This is a genomic window from Hymenobacter fastidiosus, assembly GCF_039539565.1.
Classification (GTDB): Bacteria; Bacteroidota; Bacteroidia; order Cytophagales; family Hymenobacteraceae; genus Hymenobacter; species Hymenobacter fastidiosus.
In genome coordinates this window covers 230,119-250,837 of record NZ_BAABDJ010000007.1, presented here as the reverse complement: position 1 = coordinate 250,837, position 20,719 = coordinate 230,119, and the positions used below count along the sequence as shown (strand labels likewise).

Below are 20,719 nucleotides of genomic sequence, written 5' to 3'. Positions count from 1 at the left end.
GGGCAAGCTGATTCGCTGGCAGAATGCCCGGCGTCGTCTTTTAACTGCAATCCGACGGAATGGTTGGCATGCCGGCCACCGGCCACCTCCCTCAAATCACCCCTGCTGGCGGTCGTTGGCCGGGCTATCGGCCGCCAGCGAGTAGTGCAGCCGTTGCCGGCGGTCGGCCACTACGGCGGTGTAACGGGCCTGTAGCGCCGGGGGCAAAAACGACCGGTCAATCAGGCCCTGGATTTTAGCCTCGTGCTGCCCGATGTCGGCCAGCAGCTTTTTCACCCGGGAAAGGGGCAGCCCCAGGCGGCGGCCCAGTTCCCGGAAGTCGTCGTAAGCCAGAAAGGCGTTGGCCGCGAAGCTGGGGGTTTCGTGGTCATCTGCGAATAAGTCCAGCGCCAAGCCGTTGCCGTCATTCACATGCAAGGCCGTATTGAGCAGGTCGTAAGCAGGGGTGAGCTGGTATTCTCCGTTGGGTAACCGGTAGCGCGAAAAATTCTTCATGTGCGCATCGCCGTTTGAGATAAGGTAATTGAACAGCGTTAGCCGGAAAAACTCATCCAAAGCTAAGGGTACAGTTGTAACGGCGCGTTTGATTATATCACTTATATACTCGTGGCTGGTTTCATACTTGAAATTTACTCCATGAGTAGCTTTGCTACGATTATCGGCTTGGGCAAAGTCTTCCTGGGCAAGCCGCCCGGCTGCCGTTACATCAAACCGGCGCGTAATGTAAGCGCCGGTTTGGGTGTCGGCGAAGTGCAGATAGGCATTGGCTGCTGTGCGCAGCCCGAAAATCTGATGGGCAATCTGCATAGTCAGATGCTCGTTGGCGGGCACGGCTTCTGGGTGCTTGATGTCGAAACCACGCGGCGGCGGCTTCAGAATAAATTCCAGCGGCCCACGCGCGCCACTAATTTCCAGCTGGTTATTGCTCAGCAGCAACGAGACTTTGAACTGCACGCCGGAAATCGAAATGCGCTTAATTGTTTCGACCGTGGCCTGCTCGGGCTGATGGGGAACATCATTCAGGGAGAACGATAAAACCGGCGCTACTTTGCCGCCCTCAAACAGCAACACCCGGCACTTGGCGCAAAACTGCGGTTTGGTGGATTTCGTTTCCCGCAGACATCCCGGGCACTTACTCATGATTTGGCAATTCTCGCACCGTTACAGCCCCTATCGTCTGGGTATGGGCCGTGAGCAGCAGGCGGGAAAAATCGTCTTCTGCATCCAACCGGAGCTGCCGGGTCTGCAATGATTTATTGCTGCCTTCAGCTAGCAAACCAGCGAAGAAGGGAAACAGAAAGTTAGCAACGTAGGTCTGGCGCGTTTTAGGTAGACTCAGGCTAATAGCCGGTGCGGTGGACCGGAAATAATTGTCGTCGTAACGAAACGTGTATTTCGTGGCCTCTTGGGTTAGCAGGCCGATGCGCTGCCCGTTATCCAGCACTTCAGCTCGTCTTGTTTTCATATAGTGGTACGCGTGCCGATGGTGAATTCCAGTCCCAACACATACAGCACCCGCAATACCGCCTGAATTCCGGCATTAGTCTGGCCAGCTTCCAGCTGTTTCAGACTACGTATTGATACTTCAGCTAACTCAGCAACCTGGGTTTGGGTCATGCCAAGCTCATAGCGCCGAATAGCGAGAGTTGCCCCAAGCACTTCGGAAGATCTGATAGTCAACGGTAGTGAGTCTGTTTTGCTCATGTATAAAGTGCGATATAATGCACTAATAGGATCTTTGGCGTCTTTAACATGAAGTAAATATACCTATTGTATTGTAAGGGGCAGTATAGTGCCCCTCAATACTTGCGCCCATAAAGTAGCTACTCCCGCGCCTTCCACAGCTGCCGGAACGACTTTGAGGCCGTTTGCAGCGCGTCGCGGCGTTTGCTCCAGCCCACTTCGCCCAGCAGGCGGCTGAGCACCCAGTTTTTGCCCGCCACCGGCGCTGCATCCCACATCCAGCGGTGCTTCATGCTATACTGCCACACCCCCACCGCCAGGCGCTCCTCCTTCTCTGTGAAACCTTCCTGCACGGCCTGCTGACGGTTTTTGAGCAGCAGGTTGTGAATGTTGATCTTCACCGGGCACACCGACGTGCAGGCTCCGCACAACGACGACGCGTAGCTCAGATGCTTGTTGTCGGCCATGCCGCTCAGGTGGGGCGAAATCACCGAGCCGATGGGGCCCGAGTACGTCGTTTCATAAGTGTGGCCCCCGATGTTCTTGTACACCGGGCACACGTTCAGGCAGGCCCCGCAACGGATGCAGTGCAGGGCTTCGCGCTTGTCGGGCTGGGCCAGCAGGGTAGTGCGGCCGTTGTCGAGCAGCACCACGTACATTTCGTCGGGACCGTCTTTTTCCAGGGGCTGGCGCGGGCCGGTGTAGATGGTGTTGTAGACCGTGACCTGCTGGCCGGTGCCGCTGGTGCTGAGCAAAGGCCAGAACAGATCCAGGTCCTGGACGCTGGGAATCACCTTTTCGATGCCCACGATGGCAATGTGGGTTTGGGGGAACGTAGCCGACAGGCGGGCGTTGCCCTCGTTTTCGGTCACGGCTACCCCGCCGATGTCGGCCAGCAGGAAGTTGCCGCCCGTGATGCCGACTTCCGCCGTCGTGTACTTGCCGCGCAGCAGGTGGCGGGCTGTGAGCACCAGCTCCTGGGCGTCGTCGGTGGGCTTGATGTGGAGGTGCTTGACGAAGATGGCGCTAATGTCCTGCTTGCTCAGGTGCATGGCCGGCGTCACGATATGGTAGGGCCGCTCGCCGTTGAGCTGCACGATGAACTCGCCCAGGTCCGTCTCCACCGATTCGATGCCGTTTTTGCCGAGGTATTCGTTCAGGTGGATTTCCTCGGTGGTCATGCTCTTGGCCTTCACCACGGTGCGGGCGTGCTTGCGCTGCATGATTTTGCCGATTTCCGCCAGGGCCTCCTGGGTGTCGCGGGCCCAGATCACCTTGCCGCCGCGGGCCGTGAAGTTGCGCTCAAACTCCAGCAGGTACTTGTCCAGCTCGTTGACGGCTTTGGCCTTCAAGTAGGAGGCCCGCTCCCGCGCCAGCTCGTGGTCGTGGTACCAGCCCAGGCCGGTCTGCACGGCCACGTTGTACTTACCGATGTTGAAGCGAATCTTGCGCCGATGCTCCAGGTCAAAGGCTTTGGAATCGGAATCGGTCAGGAACTGGGCGGCTTTGGTCGTCATGGCAGTAGGAGGTTAGCGGCGCGAAAGAACAACAAAAATAAAGGCGGGAAGGCCGGCCGCAGGTTAACTTACTTTGCCGGCCTTCCCGCCCTGGTTGTTTTCGCCTGGCGTATCGCTAGGGCTTGGTCGCGTCCAGCGCCACGCGGTTATCGCGGTTCGCCAGTTCCCAGGCGGTGTGGAAAATCAGCCGGGTACGCTTTTCCAGGGGCTCAAACTCAATCTTGTCCACGTCGTCGGTGGCCTTATGGTAGTCGGCGTGCAAGCCGCTGGTGAAAAAGGCGACCGGGATTTTGTGCTTGGCAAAGTTGTAGTGGTCGGAGCGGTAGTAGAGCTGCTCGGGGTCGTCGTCGGCGTTGTAGGCGTAGTCGAGGGTGAGGTGCCCATACTTGGTGTTGGCGGCTTCGTTGATGGTGTGCAGCTCCCAGGAAAGCTTGTCAGAGCCCACCACGTACACGAAATCAGGCTTGCCGGCGTGGGTTTTGTCGGTGCGGCCCACCATGTCGATGTTCAGATTAGCCACGGTCGTGGCCAGCGGCAGCACCGGATGGCCGGTGTAGTACTGCGAGCCAAACAGGCCTTCCTCTTCGCCCGTCGTCAGCAGAAACAGGATGCTGCGGCGGGGGCCGTGGCCGTCTTTTTTGGCCTGGGAAAATGCCTGGGCAATTTCCAGCACGGCCGTCGTGCCCGAGCCATCGTCATCGGCTCCGTTGTAGATCGTGTCGTGCTTCACGCCCAGGTGGTCGTAGTGGGCCGACACGACCAGTACTTCGGCCTTCCTGTCGGTGCCTTCCAGGAAGCCCAGCACGTTCTCAGTGGTGAGCTTTTCCTGGCGCTGGGGGAGAAAAACGGTAAAAGCGGGGGGGTGAAAGGTTACCGGCACCGGCCCTTTCTTCTTGCCAATCGCGCCCACGTAGCCCCGCAGGTTCGCCTCCGTCGTGCCCGCCAGCTGCTGCCCCAGCTCCGGCGAAACCAGGTACACGCCAATGCCCGAGGGCGCTTCTTCCCGTTCCGGGTCGGCGACTTCCGCGCCGGGGTCGGAGAGGGCAAAAGCGGGCTCACTCAGGGCCGGGGCCAGCCGGGCGGCCTGAGCCTGAAAATCGGGCGTGGAGCCGAAGGTGAGGAAGAAAATGCTGCGCGCCCCTTTCTGTTTGGCCGTCATGATTTTCTTCACGCCCGATTCCCACTCGCCGCCTTCTTTGGTCCCCGTCAGCAGGTTGCGGCCCCGGGCGTCCTGGGGTTCGCCCATCAGCACCAGCACATCCTTGCCTTGCACGTCCAGCCCCGTGTAGTCGGAGTAGTTGGCCTGATCGATACCAAACCCGGCGAAGACGGGCTGGCCGACGGTTGCGGCCGGGAAAGGCGACAGGAGGGGGCCGTAGCTGAAGAAATCGTGCAGCCAGGTGTACTTCTGCCCGTTCACCTGCAGATAGCCGCCTGCCACGGCCGTGCCCCGCTCCACCTGGAAGGGCTGCTGGTAGGGGTTGTCGCTGCCCCGTACCGGACCCTGTAATCCCAGCGCGGCCATTTGCTTGGTCAGGTAGTCGGCGGCCAACTTCTGCCCGGCCTGCCCCGTTTCACGACCCTGAAATTCGTCCGAAGCCAGGGTAGTAAGATGCCGCCGCAGATCGGCTTGCTGAATGGTTGCCGCGTAGGTAGCGGCCGGGTCGGCGGGGGCTGCTGGCGCCGGGGCCCGGGAAGCCGTGCTGGCTTTGGCGGCCACTCTGACCGATGCCTGCTGGGCCTGGACTGCAATAGAGCCGAACAAAGCCAGCAGGCTACCCAGAATACGATGTTTCATAGCGGAAGGCAGGAGCTGATGGAAACGGGCTAAAACGCTGACGCCCGGCATGGAGGTAATCTAACGGAACGCAGCCGAAAAGGGGGGTACATCCGGTGGGCAAGCAAAAGGCGCGAAGCCCGGCCGGGAGTATTCCCGGCGGACTTCGCGCCTCAAGGGCTGGGGTTTTTTTCCTCCGTAGCGAGTCCGGAGACTTGCCGCGGGCGTTCGGCGGCAAGTCACGCCTGCGGCTTCAGACTTCCGCCAGCAACTTTCCGCCTTCCGCCAGCAAACGCCCGCGACCAGCTGACTACTTTTTGTTGGAATCCACCACGATGCGGTTGTCGCGGTTGGCCAGCTCCCAGGCGGTGTAGAACACCAGCCGGGCCCGCTTTTCCATCTGCGGAAACTCGATTTTCGACACTTCATCACCCGCGCCGTGGTAGTCGTCGTGCACGCCGTTGAAGTAGAAGGCCACCGGAATGTTGTGCTTGGCGAAGTTGTAGTGGTCGGAGCGGTAGTAGAAGCGGTTCGGGTCCTCGGGGTCGTTGAAGCGGTAGTCGAGGCCGATGTTGGTGTACTTCGTGTTGGCCGCTTCGTTGATGCCGTGCAGCTCCGACGAGAGCTTGTCCGAGCCGATAACGTAGATGTAGTCGCCCTTGCCTTCGTGGTCCTTGTCGGTGCGGCCCACCATGTCGATGTTGAGGTCGGCGATGGTGGCTTCGAGGGGAAACACCGGATGATCGGTGTAGTACTCCGAGCCCAGCAGGCCCTTTTCCTCGCCCGTCACGGTCAGAAACAGGATGCTGCGGCGCGGACCGTGGCCCTCCTTCTTGGCCTGGGCAAACGCCTGCGCCAGCTCCAGAACCGATACCGTACCCGAGCCGTCGTCGTCGGCGCCGTTGTTGACCTCGCCGTCGATGATGCCGATGTGGTCGTAGTGGGCCGACACGACCAGCACCTCGGCCTTTTTGTCGGAGCCTTCCAGAAAGCCCATCACGTTTTCGGTGGTGAAGCTCTCCTTTTTCTTGGGGGCCTTAATGGCTACGGCGGCGGGCTTGAAGGCCGCGGCGGGCTTTGAGGTTTTGCCTACGGTCTCCTTGTACTTGGTCAGACCAGCGGCGGTGGTGCCCAGCATGCGGGCCCCCAGTGCCGGCGATACGTAGAAAGCCAGCCGGCTGGGCTCCTTGCTGTCGGCAAAGCGCATGCTGGGCCGGCCGATGTAGGGAGCCATACGGGCGCTGGTCTTCTCGAAGTTAGCGGCGTCGGGGCTCACGAAGAACACGGTGCGGGCGCCCTGCTCGGCCGCCTTGGCTGTTTTGGCGCGCACGTCGGTGCCCCATTTGGTAGGCTTGCCGTCCTTGCTGAGCAGGGGTTTCCCGGCAGCGTCGGTCGGCTCGCCGAGCAGGATGATAATGTCTTTACCCTTCACGTCCTGGCCGGCGTAATCGGAGTAGCCGTCCTGCTCGATACCGTAGCCCACGAACACGGGCTTGATGGTGGTTTCGGTCTGGAAAGGGGACGTGCCGCTACCGTAGAAGTCGGTGAGCCACTGGTAGGTCTGGCCACCTGCTTTTATCGTGGCATCGCCGGCCCAGGTGCTGCGCTCCATGGTGAAGTGCTGCACGTAGGGGTTGTCGGAGTTCGGCACCGGCCCGGTCAGGCCTAGGTCAGCAAACTGCTTGGCCAGGTAGTCGGCGGCCATTTTCTGGCCCTTTTCACCGGTTTCGCGGCCCTCGTAGGCGTCCGACGCCAGGATGGTGAGGTGCTTCCGCAGATCGTCCTGGGTGATGGTGCTGCCGTAGTTGGCAGCCCAGTCCAGCTCGATAGGCGCTTGTTTGGTTGGCTGGGGCGCAGACTCAGTAGCCGCAGGGGCGGCGCTCGACTTCTCCGTCCTGCCGCGCTTGACTTTGATTTTGGTTTTCTCGGGCGCCTGCTGGGCCACTGCTGAAGTAGCGCAGGTAGCGGCCAGCAACAGCGCGTAAAACGTGTTTTTCTGCATGAGGTAAAAGTAGGTGGGGGGAGGAATGCCGATAAAGACGCGCGTCGCGCCAAAAGCTGCACGCACCAATTTCCTGGCGCGCAGAGCTGCCGTCAGGATTGGATAATCAATACGGTGGCGTAGGCGGCCACGCCTTCCTTCCGCCCCACGAAGCCCAGCTTTTCGGTAGTGGTGGCCTTGATGGAAATATCGTCGGCCGGAATGCCCATCACCCCGGCCAGCACGCGCTGCATCTCGGCAATGTGGGGGTTTACTTTAGGGGCTTCCAGGCAGATGGTCGAGTCGATGTTGGCGATGGTGTAGTTCCGCTCGCGGAGCAGGCCCATCACCTCGGCCAGCAGGCGCTTGCTGTCGATGCCCTTGTACTGCGGGTCGGTATCGGGGAAGTGGAAGCCGATGTCGCGCAGGTTGGCCGCGCCCAGCAGCGCGTCGCAGATAACGTGAATGAGCACATCAGCATCGGAATGGCCGAGGGCGCCGTGGGTGTGCGGCAGTTGGATGCCGCCGAGCCAGAAGGGGAGGCCCTCGCGGAGCTGATGCACGTCGTAGCCGAAGCCAACGCGGATTTTCATACGATCAGGAAGAAATGGTAGCAGACAGGAATGGCCGCCAAGGTACAACGAAGCGCCGGCACTGGACTCTGATGAGAGTTGGCAGCACTGCAGCACTGGCGGAAGTCTGAAGCCGGACGCAGTCCGGCGTGACTTCCCGCCCCGAGCCCGCAGTCAGTCTCCAGACTGACGAAAGCGCACAGCCCCTGCAGGAAAGAGCCGCGGCGGTTTCCGCAAGTCTGGAGACTTGCCCCGTTTGTTCGACGGCAAGTCACGCCTGCGGCTTCAGACTGGCGTCAGACTGGCGTCAGGGCGGCCGCCTGCGGCTTCAGACTGGCGTCAGGGCCACGCCAGTTCCGATCCGCAAAAAATAGTGGTTCGCTAATAAAGTAACGGGCGGAGTTGCGCGTCAACCCAGGCAGGCCGCCAACCGATCCGGGAATACTCAGCAAAAAGTTAATGGAAACTTTGGAGTCGTTAAAAGTTTCCGTTGTATCTTTGGCCCGCAATCATGGAAATAAAGGATCGGATTTTACTGGCGGCCATCGGGCTATTCACGCGCAACGGCATCCGGAGCGTGTCGATGGACGACATTGCCACGCAGCTGGGCATCTCCAAAAAGACGCTCTACAAATGGTTCGAGAACAAGGACCAGATTGTACACGGCGTGATGCAGCAGCACCTGAGCCAGACCCAGGGCGAGTGCGACGCCCTGGTGGGGCAGTCCGATTCGGCGGTGGGCGAGCTGTTCAGAATGGTGGACTGGACGAAAAGCCAGTTTGCCGACATGCACCCCAGCATCTTTCACGACCTGCAGAAGTACCACCCCGTTTCCTGGCAGCTCTGGCTCGGGCACAAAAACCAGTACATCCTGGCCCAGATCGTGGACAACCTGCGCCGGGGCATGGCGGAAGGCCTCTACCGCGCCGACCTCGACGTGGACGTGCTGGCCCGCCTGCGCCTGGCCGAGATTGAGCTGGCCTTCGACCCGCAGGTTTTCCCGCCCAAGCAGTTCGACCCCCAGCGGGTGGCCGTGGTGACGCTGGAGCACTTCATGCTGGGCGTGGCCACCCTCAAAGGCCACAAGCTGATCAATAAATACCGCCACGTGACGGAAGAGGAATAACTGCTTCGATACCCCAAGACGACACTCTGCTTTGTTACTTATGAAGAACACTCTCCGCGTTTTGCTGCTGGCCGCCGGGCCGGGCCTGCTGGCCCCCGCCGGGGCCGTGCTGGCGCAGATGCCCGCCCCGCGCCCGGTTCTGGCCAGCCCCTCCGCCAACGGCCCGCTGGCGCTGTCGTTGTCGCAGGCCATCGACTACGCCGTGAAGAACAAGCCCACGCTGCTGGCCACGCGCCTGGGTGAGCAGACGGCCAAGGCCAAGGTGGGCGAAATCCGCTCCGCGGGCCTGCCCCAGGTGAACGTCGCCGCCAACCTGGCCAACAACTTCAAGCTGCAGCAAAGCCTGGTGAGCTTCCCGGTGCAGCAAACAGTGCTCACCTCGTCCGACGTGAATGCGGCGACTTCCGGGGAGCGGCAGGTGCTGACCACGCAGTCGTTGGCGCTGCCGCCCCAGCCTTTCGCGTTCGGGCTGCAGCACGTGGGCAATGCCAGTGCTTCGGTTTCGCAGCTGCTGTTCGACGGCTCGTACCTGATCGGGCTGAAGGCGGCCAAGGTGTACGAGGCGCTGGCCACGAAGCAAACCCAGCAGGCCGAAATCGAGGTGGTGGAACAGGTGAGCAAGGCGTACTACAGTACGCTGGTGGCCCGCGCCCGTCTGAGTCTGCTGGCCCGCAACGTGCAGCGCCTCGACACCGTGCTCTACCAGACCAACGCCGTGTTCAAGGCCGGTTTTGCCGAGAAGATCGACGTGGACCGCCTGCGCGTGCAGCTCAACAACCTGAAGGTAGAGCAGCAGAAAGCGCAGCGCCTGACCGAGCTGAGCGTGGCGCTGCTGAAGTTTCAGATGGGAATTCCGCAGCAGCAATACGTGCAGCTGACCGACTCGCTCGGCGCGGCCGTGGTCGATGCCGGCGCGTTGCGGCTCCGCCTGGGCGGGGCCAATCAGGCTACCGGCGGCGGCGTCACCGGCCTGGGGGCCGTGCCGACAGCTCCCGTTCCGGTGGGTACTACGCCCGACCAGAGCCGGCAGGACCAGCAGACGGCCCTGGCCGGGGCCCGCCCGGGCCAGGCCGCCGCGACGTTCAACTACAACAACCGCATTGAGTTTTCGGCTTTGGAAAGCCAGCAGGCCCTGGCGGGCCTCGACCTGGCCAACCGCCGCGCCGGCGCTTATCCGCGGCTGCTGGCTACGGCGGCCTATGGTTTTTTGGGCTCCAGCAACCGGTTTGGGGAGCTGTTTGCCTTCCGCGGGCCTGACTCGCGCAGCAGCGGCGGCTTTCCCGATCAGAACTGGTTTGGCTTCGGCAACGTGGGCCTGAGCCTGCAGGTGCCGGTATTCGACGGCTTCCGCCGCCGCTACCAGGTGCAGCAGGCCCGCCTGGCCCAGCAAACCGTAGAGCGGGGTTTTGAAACCCTGCGCCAGAGCATTGACCTGCAGGATGCGCAAAGCCGGGCCAGCCTCGTCAACGCCCTCGACGTGCTCGACAACCAGAAAGCCAACCTCGACCTGGCCGCCGACGTGGCCCGCGTGTCGCGCATCAAGTTTCAGGAAGGTGTAGGCTCAAACCTGGAAGTGGTATCGGCCGAAACCGATCTGCGCGAAGCCCAGACCAACTACTACGCCGCCATCTACGACGTGCTGGTCGCTAAAGTCGACCGCGACAAAGCCACGGGTGAACTCTATAGCCAAGTCAAAAAATGAGGAGCTAGGAGTTAGGAGCGAGAAGTCAGGAGCCACCAAAGCGCTTTCCCGACTTCCGGCTCCGGCTCCGGCCTTCTGAATCCCAGCTTCTAACTCCTTCCAATGAAATACGCTACTTCCACTTCCACCGCAATTCTGGCCCTGGCGCTGCTGGCGGCCTGCGGGCAGAAAGACCCCAAGGCCGAGTTGGCCGAGCTGAAAGCGGAACAAGCCGCCAGTCAGGCCCGCATTGCCGAGCTGGAAACCCAGTCCGGGGCTAAAACCGGCGCAGCTAAGGCCGCCGAAGCTGCCGCCAAGGCCGTGGCCGTGTCGGTGATTAACGTAGCGCCCGAAAGCTTTAAGAGCTACCTCGAGGTGCAGGGCCGCGTCGACTTCGACCAGAACGCCACCGTAGCCGCCCGCTCCGCGGGTACCATTACCTCGATCCGGGTGCAGCGCGGCGACCGGGTGCGCAAAGGGCAGGTCCTGGCGACCATCGATGGCAGCATCCTCGACGCCGGCATTGCCGAGCTGCGCACCCGCATGGATCTGGCGCGGGTGATTTACGAAAAGCAGGACCGGCTCTGGAAGCAGGAAATCGGCACCGAGATTCAGTACCTGCAGGCGAAGAACAACTACCAGGCTCTGCAGCGCAACCTGACCACCCTGAACCGTCAGCGCGAGCTCTACAGCGTGGTGTCGCCTTTCAGTGGTACCGTAGACGAGGTGCTGCCCAAGCAGGGCGAGGTAACGGCTCCCGGGGCGCCCATCGTGCGCCTGACGGGCGGCTCGGGCGGCAAGATTCTGGCCGACATCTCCGAAGCCTACGCCAGCCGCATCAAAGCCGGCGACCGGGCACTGGTGAGTTTGCCGGACCTGGGCCAGGAGGAAATTCCGGCTACCGTGCGCACCGTGAGCCGCACCATCAACCAGACCAGCCGCACCTTTATTGCCGAGGTGCGCCTGAGTGGCAGCAAAAGCGTGCAGCTCAGCCCCAACATGGTGGCTACGGTCCGCATTCAGAACTACGACCGCCCGAACGCCACGGTGCTGCCCGTAGACCTGGTGCAGAAGGACGAACAGAACTCCTACGTGCTGGTTGTGGAGCAGAAAGGGGGCCAGAAGGTCGCCGCGAAGCGCATCATCCAAACCGGCAATACCTACAACGGCCGGGTGGAAATCACCCAGGGCCTGAAGACCAACGACCAGGTGATTTCGGCCGGCTATCAGAATCTGAACGAGGGCCAGGTGGTTAGTCTGTAGTCGCCTCACCCCCTAGCCCCCTCTCCGAATAGGAGAGGGGGGACTAGTTCTAGCTCTAGTCTGCTACAAAAGCCTGTCCACTGCTTTTCACTATCAGCCAAGCCTCCTAACAGCCCTAAACTCATATTAGCTCTATGCCAGAGCTGGAACTGGTTCCCCCTCTCCTTTTTGGAGAGGGGGCTAGGGGGTGAGGCGAACGGCAGGCAAACCGCACTACATCATGCAGGACGTCGAAAAAGAATTTAAACCGACCAGCTGGTCCATCGACAACAAGACCAGCATCTACATCCTTACGCTCATCATCGCCATTGCCGGCACGTTCACCTACCTGAAGCTGCAGAAGGAGAACTTCCCCGACATCGTGGTGCCGCGCATTATTGTGGCCACCATCTACCCGGGTATTTCGCCGGCCGATATGGAGAACCTCGTCACGCGTCAGATCGAGAAAGAGCTGAAAAGCGTGAACGGGGTGAAGAAAATCAACTCCACTTCCAACCAGGACTACTCGGTGATTGATGTCGAGTTCAACACCAACGTGGAGGTGCAGTACGCCAAGCAGCTGGTGAAGGACGCCGTGGATAAGGCCCGCAATGAGCTGCCCAATGACCTGCCTTCGCCGCCCAGCGTGCAGGAAGTGAGCTTCTCGGAGTTCCCCATCATGACTATCAACCTGTCGGGCAACCTGTCGACCACCCAGCTCAAGAAGTTCGCCGACGATTTCCAGGACAAGATTGAGGCCCTGCCCGAAATCAGCCGGGTCGATATCGTGGGTGCGCTCGATCAGCAGGTGAACGTGGATGTGGACCTGTATAAGCTGCAGGCCGCGCGCCTGAGCTTCAACGACGTGAGCCGGGCCATTCAGAGCGAGAACCTCACCATTTCGGGGGGCTCGGTGGAAGTAGGCAGCCAGAAGCGCGCCGTGCGCGTGGCCGGGCAGTACGCCAAGGCCACCGACATTGCCGACATCCAGCTCAAGAACATGAACGGGGCCGCCATTCGCCTCGGCGACATTGCCGCGGTGACCGACGGCTTCAAGGACCGCGAATCCTATGCCCGCCTCGACGGCAAGCCTTCCATTGCGCTGAACGTGATTAAGCGCTCGGGCGAAAACCTGATCGACGCGTCCGACAAGATTCAGGAAATCGTGAAGACCACCCAGCCCACGCTGCCCGGCGAGCTGAAAATCACCCTCACCGGCGATACGTCCAACGACACCCGCGTCACGCTGCACGACCTGATCAACACCATCGTCATCGGCTTTATTCTGGTGACGCTGATTCTGATGTTCTTCATGGGGACTACCAACGCGCTGTTCGTGGCCCTGTCGGTACCGCTGTCGATGTTCCTGGCCTTCCTGTTTATGCCCACGCTGGGCTTTTCGCTGAACATGATCGTGCTCTTCAGCTTCCTGCTGGCTTTGGGTATTGTGGTCGACGACGCCATTGTGGTGATTGAAAACACCCACCGCATCCTGCACGACCACCCCGAGCTGAGCACGGCCCAGGCCGCCAAGTTCGCGGCCGGCGAGGTATTCGTGCCCGTGCTGGCCGGTACGCTCACCACGGTGGCGCCGTTTATTCCGCTGGCCTTCTGGCCCGGCATCATCGGCGAGTTTATGTTCTACCTGCCCATCACGCTCATCGTCACGCTGCTCTCGTCGCTGGTAATTGCCTTCATCATCAACCCGGTGTTTGCGGTGAGCTTTATGGACCGGGAAGAGCACAACAGCCCCGAGGAGCTGCGCAAGCCGCGCTGGACGCCGGGCTTCCGCCGCGTGCTGTTCATTCTGCTCGGCATTGCCGCCGCGGGCTACGCCTTTGGCTCACTGTTCGTCGGCAACCTGTTTCTGTTCCTGGCGTTGTTCGCTACGCTCGACCAGTTCGTGCTCTACCGCCTGATTGCCGGCTTCCAGACCAAGGTGCTGCCGCGCTTCCAGAATGCGTATGCCAATGTGGTAAGCTGGGCCGTGCACGGTACCAAGTGGCGGCAGGTCGGCATCATGACCGGCATGTTTGCCCTGCTCATCTTCGGCTTCGTGGCCGTAGCCATTCGCAAGCCGCAGGTGGAGTTCTTCCCCCAGGGCGACCCTAAGTTTATCTACACCTACCTGCGCATGCCGGTCGGCACCAAGGTCGCCATCACCGACTCTATCACCCGCGTGCTGGAGCAGCGCATCAACACCGTTATCGGCCGCAACAACCCCGACGTGGAATCCATTATCGCCAACGTCGGCATCGGGGCCGATGATCCGCAGGACGCGGCCCGCACGGCCCAGTCGCACCTGGGTAAGGTGTCGGTGGCCTTCAAGGAGTTCAGCGAGCGGACCGGCCCGTTGACGAACACCTACAAGGACAAGATCCGCGAGGCCGTAAAAGGCATTCCCGGGGCGGAGGTAGCCGTAGATCAGGAGCAGAACGGCCCGCCCCAGGGCAAGGCTGTGGCCATTGAGGTGAGCGGCGACGATTACCAGCAGCTGGCCAGGCTCTCGAAGAAAGTGGAGCGCTACGTCGATTCGCTGCAAATCGCGGGCATCGAAGACCTGCGGACCGACCTGGTGGACCGCAACCCCGAAATTGCCGTCAACATCGACCGGGCCCGGGCCAACCGCGAAGGGCTGAGCACGGCCCAGATCGGGCTGGAAGTGCGGACGGCCATCTTCGGCTCGGAAGCCAGTAAGTTTAAAACCCCCGACGACGAGTACCCGATTCAGGTGCGCTACGCCCAGCCTTACCGCGACGACGTGGACGCCATCATGAACTCGCGGCTCACCTTCCGCGATGGGTCGGGGCAGATGCGGCAGGTACCCATCTCGTCGGTGGCCAGCGTGGAGTACGGCAACACCTTCGGCGGCATCAAGCGCCAGGACCTGAAAAAGGTTATCACCGTGTCCTCGAACGTGCTCAGCGGCTTCACGGCGCCTGATGTAGTCGCCCAGATCGACCAGGCGCTGAAGGCCTATCCGACGCCGCCCGGCTACTCCATCAAGATGGGGGGTGCTTCGGAAGACCAGCAGGAAACCCAGGACTTTCTCGGCGTGGCCGGCCTGCTCAGCATCGGCCTGATCTTCATGATCCTGGTCACGCAGTTCAACTCCGTGAGCAAGACCATCATCATCCTCACCGAAATCCTCTTCTCCGTGACGGGCGTGTGCCTCGGCCTGGCCGCTACGGGCATGAAGATAAGTATTGTGATGACCGGCGTAGGGGTAGTGGCGCTGGCGGGTATCGTCGTTAAAAATGGTATCCTGCTCGTGGAATTCACCGACATGCTGCGCTCTCAGGGCGTGCCGTTGCGCGAGGCCCTCGTGCAGGCCGGCCGCACCCGCCTCAATCCCGTGATTCTGACGGCTACGGCCGCCATCCTGGGCCTGATTCCGCTGGCCATCGGCCTCAACATCGACTTCTACACCCTGTTTGAGAGCTTCGATGCCAACTTCTTCGTCGGGGGCGAGTCGGTGGTATTCTGGGGGCCGCTGGCCTGGACCATCATCTTCGGCCTGGCCTTCGCTACGCTTATCACCTTGGTGGTGGTGCCGGTAATGTACCTGATCAACGAGCTGGTCCGCGAAAAAATCACCGGCCGCCCGGCCGATCAACCCTTATCGACGAACCACGTGCCCGCTGACGCGGAGGAAAAACGGGCTGCCATGCCACCGGTGCTGGCCGAGTTCTGATTTTTTCCCGGCGGCTTGCAACCATCCGGCCCGACAATAGCCTCATCTGCCCGAACGGGCACAGGAGCGAGTCAGGACCCGGGTACGCGCCACAATTTCTTTTTCATTTCTGTCGTTTCCTTGTATGATTTCCTCAACGACTTCCGCCCCTAAATCCATTGCGCAGCAAGTTGTGCGTATTATCAGCAAGCGCAAGGCCATCAAGCCGGCCCGCCTGCGTGCCGGTAGCAGCCTGAGCCGCGAGTTCGGCTTCGATACCCTCGACGTGGTAGACATCATTCTGGAGCTGGAGCGCAGCTTCCATATCACTATTCCCGACGAAGTGCCGTTGAGCACGGTAGGGGATTTTGTAAACTATGTTTCTACGCATACCCCCGAGGCGGTTCACATTCAGGCCGCGTAGTACCACCATCCTGATCTGAAAACACCAAAAGGCCCGCAACGAAAGTTGCGGGCCTTTTTATATGCGTCTGAAGCGGAAGCTTAGCGAACGTTGCCGCCGGTATCGGCCGCGCCGTCGTGGCGGGCGCGGCTGCTGTCGGTGGTGTTGGCGGCCACATCAGCGTGGGGCTTCACGTCGGTGTTAGGGGCCGGATCGGTGCTGCTGGTGCGGCTGGGGTTCGGGTTGCTGCTGTTGGGCGAAACAATACCCGAATCGGTGTCCGACAATGGTTTCGCCGTCGCGGGCAGGTCGGTGGTGCTTGCGTGCTTGGCCGACTCCGTGGTTTCGGTGGCTTCGGGCCTGGCTATGGGGTTGGCCGCGGCCGGGGCCGTGGTTTTGGCGCTGCTGCCTGGGCTGCTGCCGGCCGGGGAAGCTGCCGGGGCATCGGCCGGGTCAGGGCTGCTGACTACCGTGACGTGCGTCTTTTCCCACTCCGCGAATTTTTCCAGCTCATCTTTTACCGTAGAGGAGAACCAGGCGACCAGCGCAATATCGTCGAGCAGGCCCAGCACCGGAATGAAGTCCGAAATCAGGTCGATGGGGCTCAGGAAATAGAGTACGACGGCAATGGCCGCCAGAATAGTGGGGGTTGGCAGCCCGGTGTACTCGCCCGCCACCGACGAGCGAATCAGGCGGAACAGCGTCTGCATGGTCTCCCAGGCTTCGTGCGCCAGACTGCCGACGTCCTTCTTGTCGCTGGCTTTCTGGTAAGCGTCCGTCAGCAGCTGCTTGAGGCGGGTCGGCTTCTTGATGTACTCTTCCGCGCGGCCGAGAAATTTTTTGAATATAACCGAGGCGGCTATATTCTCACCTTTAGGGTTTTGGGTATCCATAGGTAGGAAAGGAATTGAAATGGTAAGCCCGGACGCCCGGACGATAAGGCCGCGGGCTGCCTGTGCTATACTGTTTCGGCGTAAAATGGTTTTACCCTATACTTCTACGGCCCGGACGCAAAAAAGCCCCATCCGCTGGAATGAGGCTTCCCGTAAATAAAGGTCGGCGGCCGGTTAGTTGGCTTCAACGCGCCCGGCGGCGTAGAAGTTGCGGTGATAGTAGGGTTGGTTCAGCGAGCTGACCATCACGCCCCCGTTGCAGGCCGAATGAGCAAACTTGCCATCCTGCAGATAGATGCCAACGTGGTAGATGGGCTGGCCCGGACCACGGCGGAAGAATACCAGGTCGCCGCTGTGCATTTCGGTTTTGGCTACGTGCTTCACGTTCTGGAACATGGAGCGGGAGCTGCGCTGCAGCGTGATACCATACACTTCCTTGAACACGCGGGTTACGAAGCCGGAGCAGTCGGTGCCTTTTTTGGAATTGTTGCCGTAGCTGTAGGGAGTGCCGATCCAGTCGGTCACGGTACGAAGCAGGTTCTGATCCTCGGTGAAGGCGAGCTTGAGGCCGAGGGTCTGCGAGTAGTAGTGGTAAGCCAGCGAATCGCGGGTCGTGGGCATGGTGGCGGGCTTGTCTTCGTCACCGCTGAAGGCGGCGAGGAACGAAGCCTCAGCGACTACGGGAGTCGCGGTTTGGAAAGCAGGGAAAGCGGCAGGAGTATGCTCAAAGAAAAAAGAGAGGGCCAGCGAGGAAGCGGTGAGGCAATACAGAAGGCTGTTTTTCATTGTCCGTCGTAGGGTGGCAGAATCGGTTTCCGGGGTCGGCCGGAGGGCCGGAGCGTACTGAATTAGTCGATAGGTTGACGTTACCCTGGGTGCAAAAAAAGACTGCGTACCAGCAGTGAATCAGGCTGAAAAAAGATGGATTCTTCCCCGGCCGTTGATCAAAGCTAAGTCCGGTAGCGCGAAGAGTCCTAATTTTACCCCCCAAAGAGGCTAAAATTCTTTCTATAAGTCAAAACAATGGTAGAAAATTTACGGTCAAGCTTGCAACCACTCCCGGATCAGTGTCGTATATGGCCAGCTTGTTTCCCGCGCTTATGAAGCCGCCCCGGATCATCGAAAATTCTCCTCTGGCCCGCCTGGCCCGGCTTAAGCTGCAGGCCGGCAGCGTAGCTATGGTGCTGGGCAACAGCATTCACCTGAGCGGGGCTACCCGGGAGCAGTTTCTGCGCGACCCGCACTGGGTGGCCCACGAGATGGAACACATCCGCCAGTTTGAGCAGCATGGTTACCTGGGCTTCCTGACCCGGTACCTGCTGGGCTGGGTCCGGCACGGCTATTATAACATTCCGTTTGAGGTAGCCGCCCGCGAAGCCGCGGAGCGGGACGCCCTGCTTTACGCTCCCGATGGCGTGCTGCCCGACCCCGGCCTGCGCCATCCTACGCCCAAGGCGAAGTAGCAGCGCTACCGGTCACTATAAGCCAAGCATGGCAGTCTGTCCGGAGGGTTGCCCGAATTATGGGCACCCCGGAGCGTATGCCATTGCAATGGCCGGAGTGGCGCGGCCGGAAGCGCGGAATGGCTCCCGGCCGCGCTTCCGGCCGGCGGGCTTACAGCGCCGCCAGCCGCCCGCCATCTACGGCGAGGGTAGAGCCGTTGATGAAATTGGCTTCGGCCGAGGCCAGAAAGCAGATGGCTGCCGCCAGGTCCTCAGGGGTGCCCACCTGGCCGGTGATTTTTTCCTTGCCGCTCTTCACGTTCGGGTTGCCCCAGAGCATGGGGGTATCCACGGCCCCGGGCGCGACGGCATTGATGCGGGCCTGGGTGTAGGGAATTTCAAGGCTCAGCCCGCGTACGAAGGCTTCCATCGCGCCTTTACTGGCGGCGTAGGAAACCACGTTGGGCGTGGTCTGGTGGGCGTGGACCGAGCTGACCGTGACGATGGCCCCGCCTTTCATATGCGGCAGGCACAACTGGCAGAGCCGGAAAAATGCCCGCACGTTCACCGTCATCAGCAAGTCCCACTCCTTGGGGTCGAGCTTGAGAATGGGCTCATACGTCATCATGGCCGCGTTGTTGATGAGCACGTCGAGACGCTGCCACTTTTCCAGCGTGCGGGCTACGGCCTGCCGCAGCTGGGCATCCTTGCCCACGTCGGTCCGGATAAACAGCGCTTCGCCGCCCGCGGCCTTTATCTCCCGCACCACTTCGCGCCCTTTCTTTATATTGCGACCCATCACCACCACGCGGCCCCCTTCGCGGCCCAGGCGCACGGCTACTGCCCGGCCAATACCCGACGTAGCCCCCGTGACGAGGCACACTTTATCCTGAAAACGCTGGCTCATAGCTGCATAGAAATGGCGAAAAAAACAGTTGCCGCTTCCCGGTTCCGGAAGCGGCAACTGCAGTGGGTCTACAACAACGCACCCCGGCTTTAGTTAGGCGACTCGAACAGCTTGCGCATCCCGGCCGCTACCACCCCATCGGGAATTACGTTGCTCAGCATCGCCTGTACTTTGTTGGTAACGCCCGAAATGACCCGCATCTCGCCCTTCATCAGGGCTTCGTAGCCATCCCGGGCCACGTCTTTGGGGTCGGCCAGGTCGCCCTGAGCGGCGCGGGTGTCCTCGGCTCCGGCCCGCTCGAAGAAGTTGGTATCAGTGGCGCCGGGGCAGAGCGTGGTAACGGTGACGCCGAAATCCTGCAGCTCGTTGTACAGCGCCTCGGAAAAGCTCAGCACAAACGACTTGGTAGCCGAGTACACGGCCATATTCGGCGACGGCGTGTAGGCGGCCGTGGAGCCCAGCTGCAGAATCCGGCCTTTGCCGCGCTGCACCATATCCCGGCCAAACAAGGCCGTCATCTCCACTAAGGCCAGAATGTTGGTCTGAATCACGGCTACGTTGCGGGCCACGTCGGAATCGAGAAAGGGGCCATACTCGCCGAATCCGGCGTCGTTGACCAGAATATCGACCTGCATTCCCTTCGCTTTTACTGCTTCGTAAACGTGCCGGGCCCCGTCGGGCTGGCTCAGGTCCTGGGTAATCAGCGTGGCGTCGAGATGATGCACGGTGCGCAGATGGTCAGCGAACTTACGCAGACCATCGGCATCCTGATCTACCAGAATCAGCTGGTAGTGGTCTTTGGCAAACAGATGAGCCAGCTCCTGGCCGATACCGCTGGCGGCCCCCGTAATCAGGGCAACAGAAAGATTTGGATCCTGGGACATAGCGAGGGTTGGGGAAGGATGATGAACGTGAGGTCTGCTCTATCGTACTAGCCCGCCGCCGTAAATGTTGCGCCGGGGTTTACGTAAAAAATCATACTCATTCGTAACCCCAGCCTATTGCTTTACGAATAGGGGAGACACCCGGCAGATTTGCCGTGGTCTTTCTCTTTGTCTTACTAACCACGTATTTGCCATGGAAAACAAGCCAAACCAGCCCACTTCGGGGGCCAGCTCTTCGCAATCTACTGGTCCCAATAAAACCTCGTCGGCTTCCAATCCCCAGGCTGGCAGCACCGCTCAGCCAAGCCAGACCGACCGCACCAAATCGCCTTCTTCCGCCTCGGCTAATCCTCAGGCCGCTACCGATACTTCCGCTGATTCCGCAACCCGCACCAGTGGTTCAACCCAACGCAATCCGGACCAGTCGCAGGACCGCACGGCCCAGGGCTCGAAGGATGCAAGCGGCAACCAGCTCCAGTCCTGGATGAACGTGTCGTCGTGGCTTGATGGAGCCAACCAGATTCCCCAGTCGGTAAAAGAGCTCGGCACCAAGGCTACGGACCAGTTCAATAAGCTGAGCCCAACGCAAAAAGTAATTGGTGGGGCCCTGCTGGTCAGCGGCCTGAGCTGGCTGGCTCTGCGGTCGAAAAACCAACCCAAGAGCAGTAAGCCCGAGTATCGCGCCAAAACGGACTACCGCAGCAGCCGCCCGTACGGAGCCGGCGTAACCAGCGACCAGCAATTCCAGGGCCCATACGGCGATGCCCCCACGCGGGGCATTTCCGACAGCTCGGCCAGGTCGTCGGCCGATTCCCGCAACGCCAGCTCCGACCCGGGCTCCCGCAGTGGGAGCAGCCGTACCGATTCAGCGGGCATTTCCGGCTACGGGGAAGATGACTACAGCGGCAGCCTGTAAGGCTTGCCTTTGGTAAACGAAA

At 60.9% G+C, this 20,719-nt stretch carries 17 protein-coding genes and 1 pseudogene; 7 read left to right on the top strand and 11 right to left on the bottom strand.

Annotated features, from left to right (window positions below; genetic code table 11):
- Positions 1–96: 96 nt before the first annotated feature.
- The 7 genes from ABD833_RS06075 to ispF all read right to left on the bottom strand — a co-directional run bounded on the left by ABD833_RS06075 (position 97) and on the right by ispF (position 7,551).
- Positions 97–1,140 carry a type II toxin-antitoxin system HipA family toxin gene (locus ABD833_RS06075; RefSeq protein ID WP_345071667.1) on the bottom strand — a complete coding sequence of 348 codons (1,044 nt, stop codon included), beginning with the start codon at positions 1,138–1,140 and terminating at the stop codon, positions 97–99.
- Positions 1,133–1,465, bottom strand: a complete 333-nt coding sequence (locus ABD833_RS06070) for a HipA N-terminal domain-containing protein (RefSeq protein ID WP_345071665.1) — start codon at positions 1,463–1,465, stop codon at positions 1,133–1,135. Before ABD833_RS06070 ends, ABD833_RS06075 begins: the two co-directional genes overlap by 8 nt.
- Positions 1,462–1,704 (bottom strand): helix-turn-helix transcriptional regulator, encoded by a 243-nt coding sequence (locus ABD833_RS19325; RefSeq protein WP_425553576.1) that lies wholly within the window; start codon positions 1,702–1,704, stop codon positions 1,462–1,464. The genes ABD833_RS06070 and ABD833_RS19325 overlap by 4 nt, the downstream gene beginning before the upstream one ends.
- A 119-nt stretch (positions 1,705–1,823) precedes the next feature.
- Positions 1,824–3,200, bottom strand: coding sequence for a LutB/LldF family L-lactate oxidation iron-sulfur protein (locus tag ABD833_RS06065; RefSeq protein ID WP_345071664.1), 1,377 nt, complete (start codon positions 3,198–3,200; stop codon positions 1,824–1,826).
- A gap of 115 nt (positions 3,201–3,315) precedes the next feature.
- Positions 3,316–4,998 (bottom strand): M28 family peptidase, encoded by a 1,683-nt coding sequence (locus ABD833_RS06060; protein ID WP_345071663.1) that lies wholly within the window; start codon positions 4,996–4,998, stop codon positions 3,316–3,318.
- A gap of 289 nt (positions 4,999–5,287) precedes the next feature.
- On the bottom strand, positions 5,288–7,045 hold the full coding sequence (locus ABD833_RS06055; RefSeq protein ID WP_345071661.1) for a M28 family peptidase: 1,758 nt from the start codon (positions 7,043–7,045) through the stop codon (positions 5,288–5,290).
- A 26-nt stretch (positions 7,046–7,071) separates the two neighbouring features.
- Positions 7,072–7,551, bottom strand: a complete 480-nt coding sequence (ispF, locus tag ABD833_RS06050; RefSeq protein WP_345071659.1) for a 2-C-methyl-D-erythritol 2,4-cyclodiphosphate synthase — start codon at positions 7,549–7,551, stop codon at positions 7,072–7,074.
- Positions 7,552–8,041: 490 nt separating this feature from the next.
- On the opposite strand from ispF, the gene ABD833_RS06045 reads away from it, so the two are divergent.
- From ABD833_RS06045 to ABD833_RS06025, 5 genes are all read left to right on the top strand, one after another.
- Positions 8,042–8,656, top strand: a complete 615-nt coding sequence (locus ABD833_RS06045; RefSeq protein ID WP_345071657.1) for a TetR/AcrR family transcriptional regulator — start codon at positions 8,042–8,044, stop codon at positions 8,654–8,656.
- A gap of 40 nt (positions 8,657–8,696) precedes the next feature.
- Positions 8,697–10,358 carry a TolC family protein gene (locus ABD833_RS06040; RefSeq protein ID WP_345071655.1) on the top strand — a complete coding sequence of 554 codons (1,662 nt, stop codon included), beginning with the start codon at positions 8,697–8,699 and terminating at the stop codon, positions 10,356–10,358.
- 102 nt (positions 10,359–10,460) lie between these two features.
- Positions 10,461–11,600, top strand: a complete 1,140-nt coding sequence (locus ABD833_RS06035) for an efflux RND transporter periplasmic adaptor subunit (protein WP_345071654.1) — start codon at positions 10,461–10,463, stop codon at positions 11,598–11,600.
- A 220-nt stretch (positions 11,601–11,820) separates the two neighbouring features.
- Entirely contained in the window at positions 11,821–15,273 is a 3,453-nt protein-coding gene (locus ABD833_RS06030; RefSeq protein ID WP_345071653.1) for an efflux RND transporter permease subunit, read from the top strand.
- Positions 15,274–15,397: 124 nt separating this feature from the next.
- Positions 15,398–15,676: an acyl carrier protein gene (locus ABD833_RS06025; protein ID WP_345071651.1), complete on the top strand. Its 279-nt coding sequence runs from the start codon at positions 15,398–15,400 to the stop codon at positions 15,674–15,676.
- A 518-nt stretch (positions 15,677–16,194) separates the two neighbouring features.
- On the opposite strand, the pseudogene ABD833_RS19320 reads toward ABD833_RS06025, so the two are convergent.
- Both ABD833_RS19320 and ABD833_RS06015 read right to left on the bottom strand, forming a co-directional pair.
- Positions 16,195–16,296: pseudogene (locus ABD833_RS19320) on the bottom strand (DUF1232 domain-containing protein); the annotation flags it as partial.
- 426 nt (positions 16,297–16,722) lie between these two features.
- Positions 16,723–17,334: a C40 family peptidase gene (locus ABD833_RS06015; RefSeq protein ID WP_345071648.1), complete on the bottom strand. Its 612-nt coding sequence runs from the start codon at positions 17,332–17,334 to the stop codon at positions 16,723–16,725.
- A 314-nt stretch (positions 17,335–17,648) separates the two neighbouring features.
- Between ABD833_RS06015 and ABD833_RS06010 the strand changes: the two genes are divergently transcribed.
- The gene (locus ABD833_RS06010; RefSeq protein ID WP_345071647.1) at positions 17,649–18,011 is read left to right on the top strand and encodes a hypothetical protein; all 363 of its coding nucleotides are present in this window, start codon (positions 17,649–17,651) and stop codon (positions 18,009–18,011) included.
- A gap of 151 nt (positions 18,012–18,162) precedes the next feature.
- On the opposite strand, the gene ABD833_RS06005 is transcribed toward ABD833_RS06010, so the two are convergent.
- Positions 18,163–18,897, bottom strand: a complete 735-nt coding sequence (locus ABD833_RS06005; RefSeq protein WP_345071646.1) for an SDR family NAD(P)-dependent oxidoreductase — start codon at positions 18,895–18,897, stop codon at positions 18,163–18,165.
- An 89-nt stretch (positions 18,898–18,986) separates the two neighbouring features.
- Positions 18,987–19,781, bottom strand: coding sequence for an SDR family NAD(P)-dependent oxidoreductase (locus ABD833_RS06000; RefSeq protein WP_345071645.1), 795 nt, complete (start codon positions 19,779–19,781; stop codon positions 18,987–18,989).
- 193 nt (positions 19,782–19,974) lie between these two features.
- Between ABD833_RS06000 and ABD833_RS05995 the strand changes: the two genes are divergently transcribed.
- Positions 19,975–20,697 carry a hypothetical protein gene (locus ABD833_RS05995; protein WP_345071643.1) on the top strand — a complete coding sequence of 241 codons (723 nt, stop codon included), beginning with the start codon at positions 19,975–19,977 and terminating at the stop codon, positions 20,695–20,697.
- Positions 20,698–20,719: the final 22 nt, after the last annotated feature.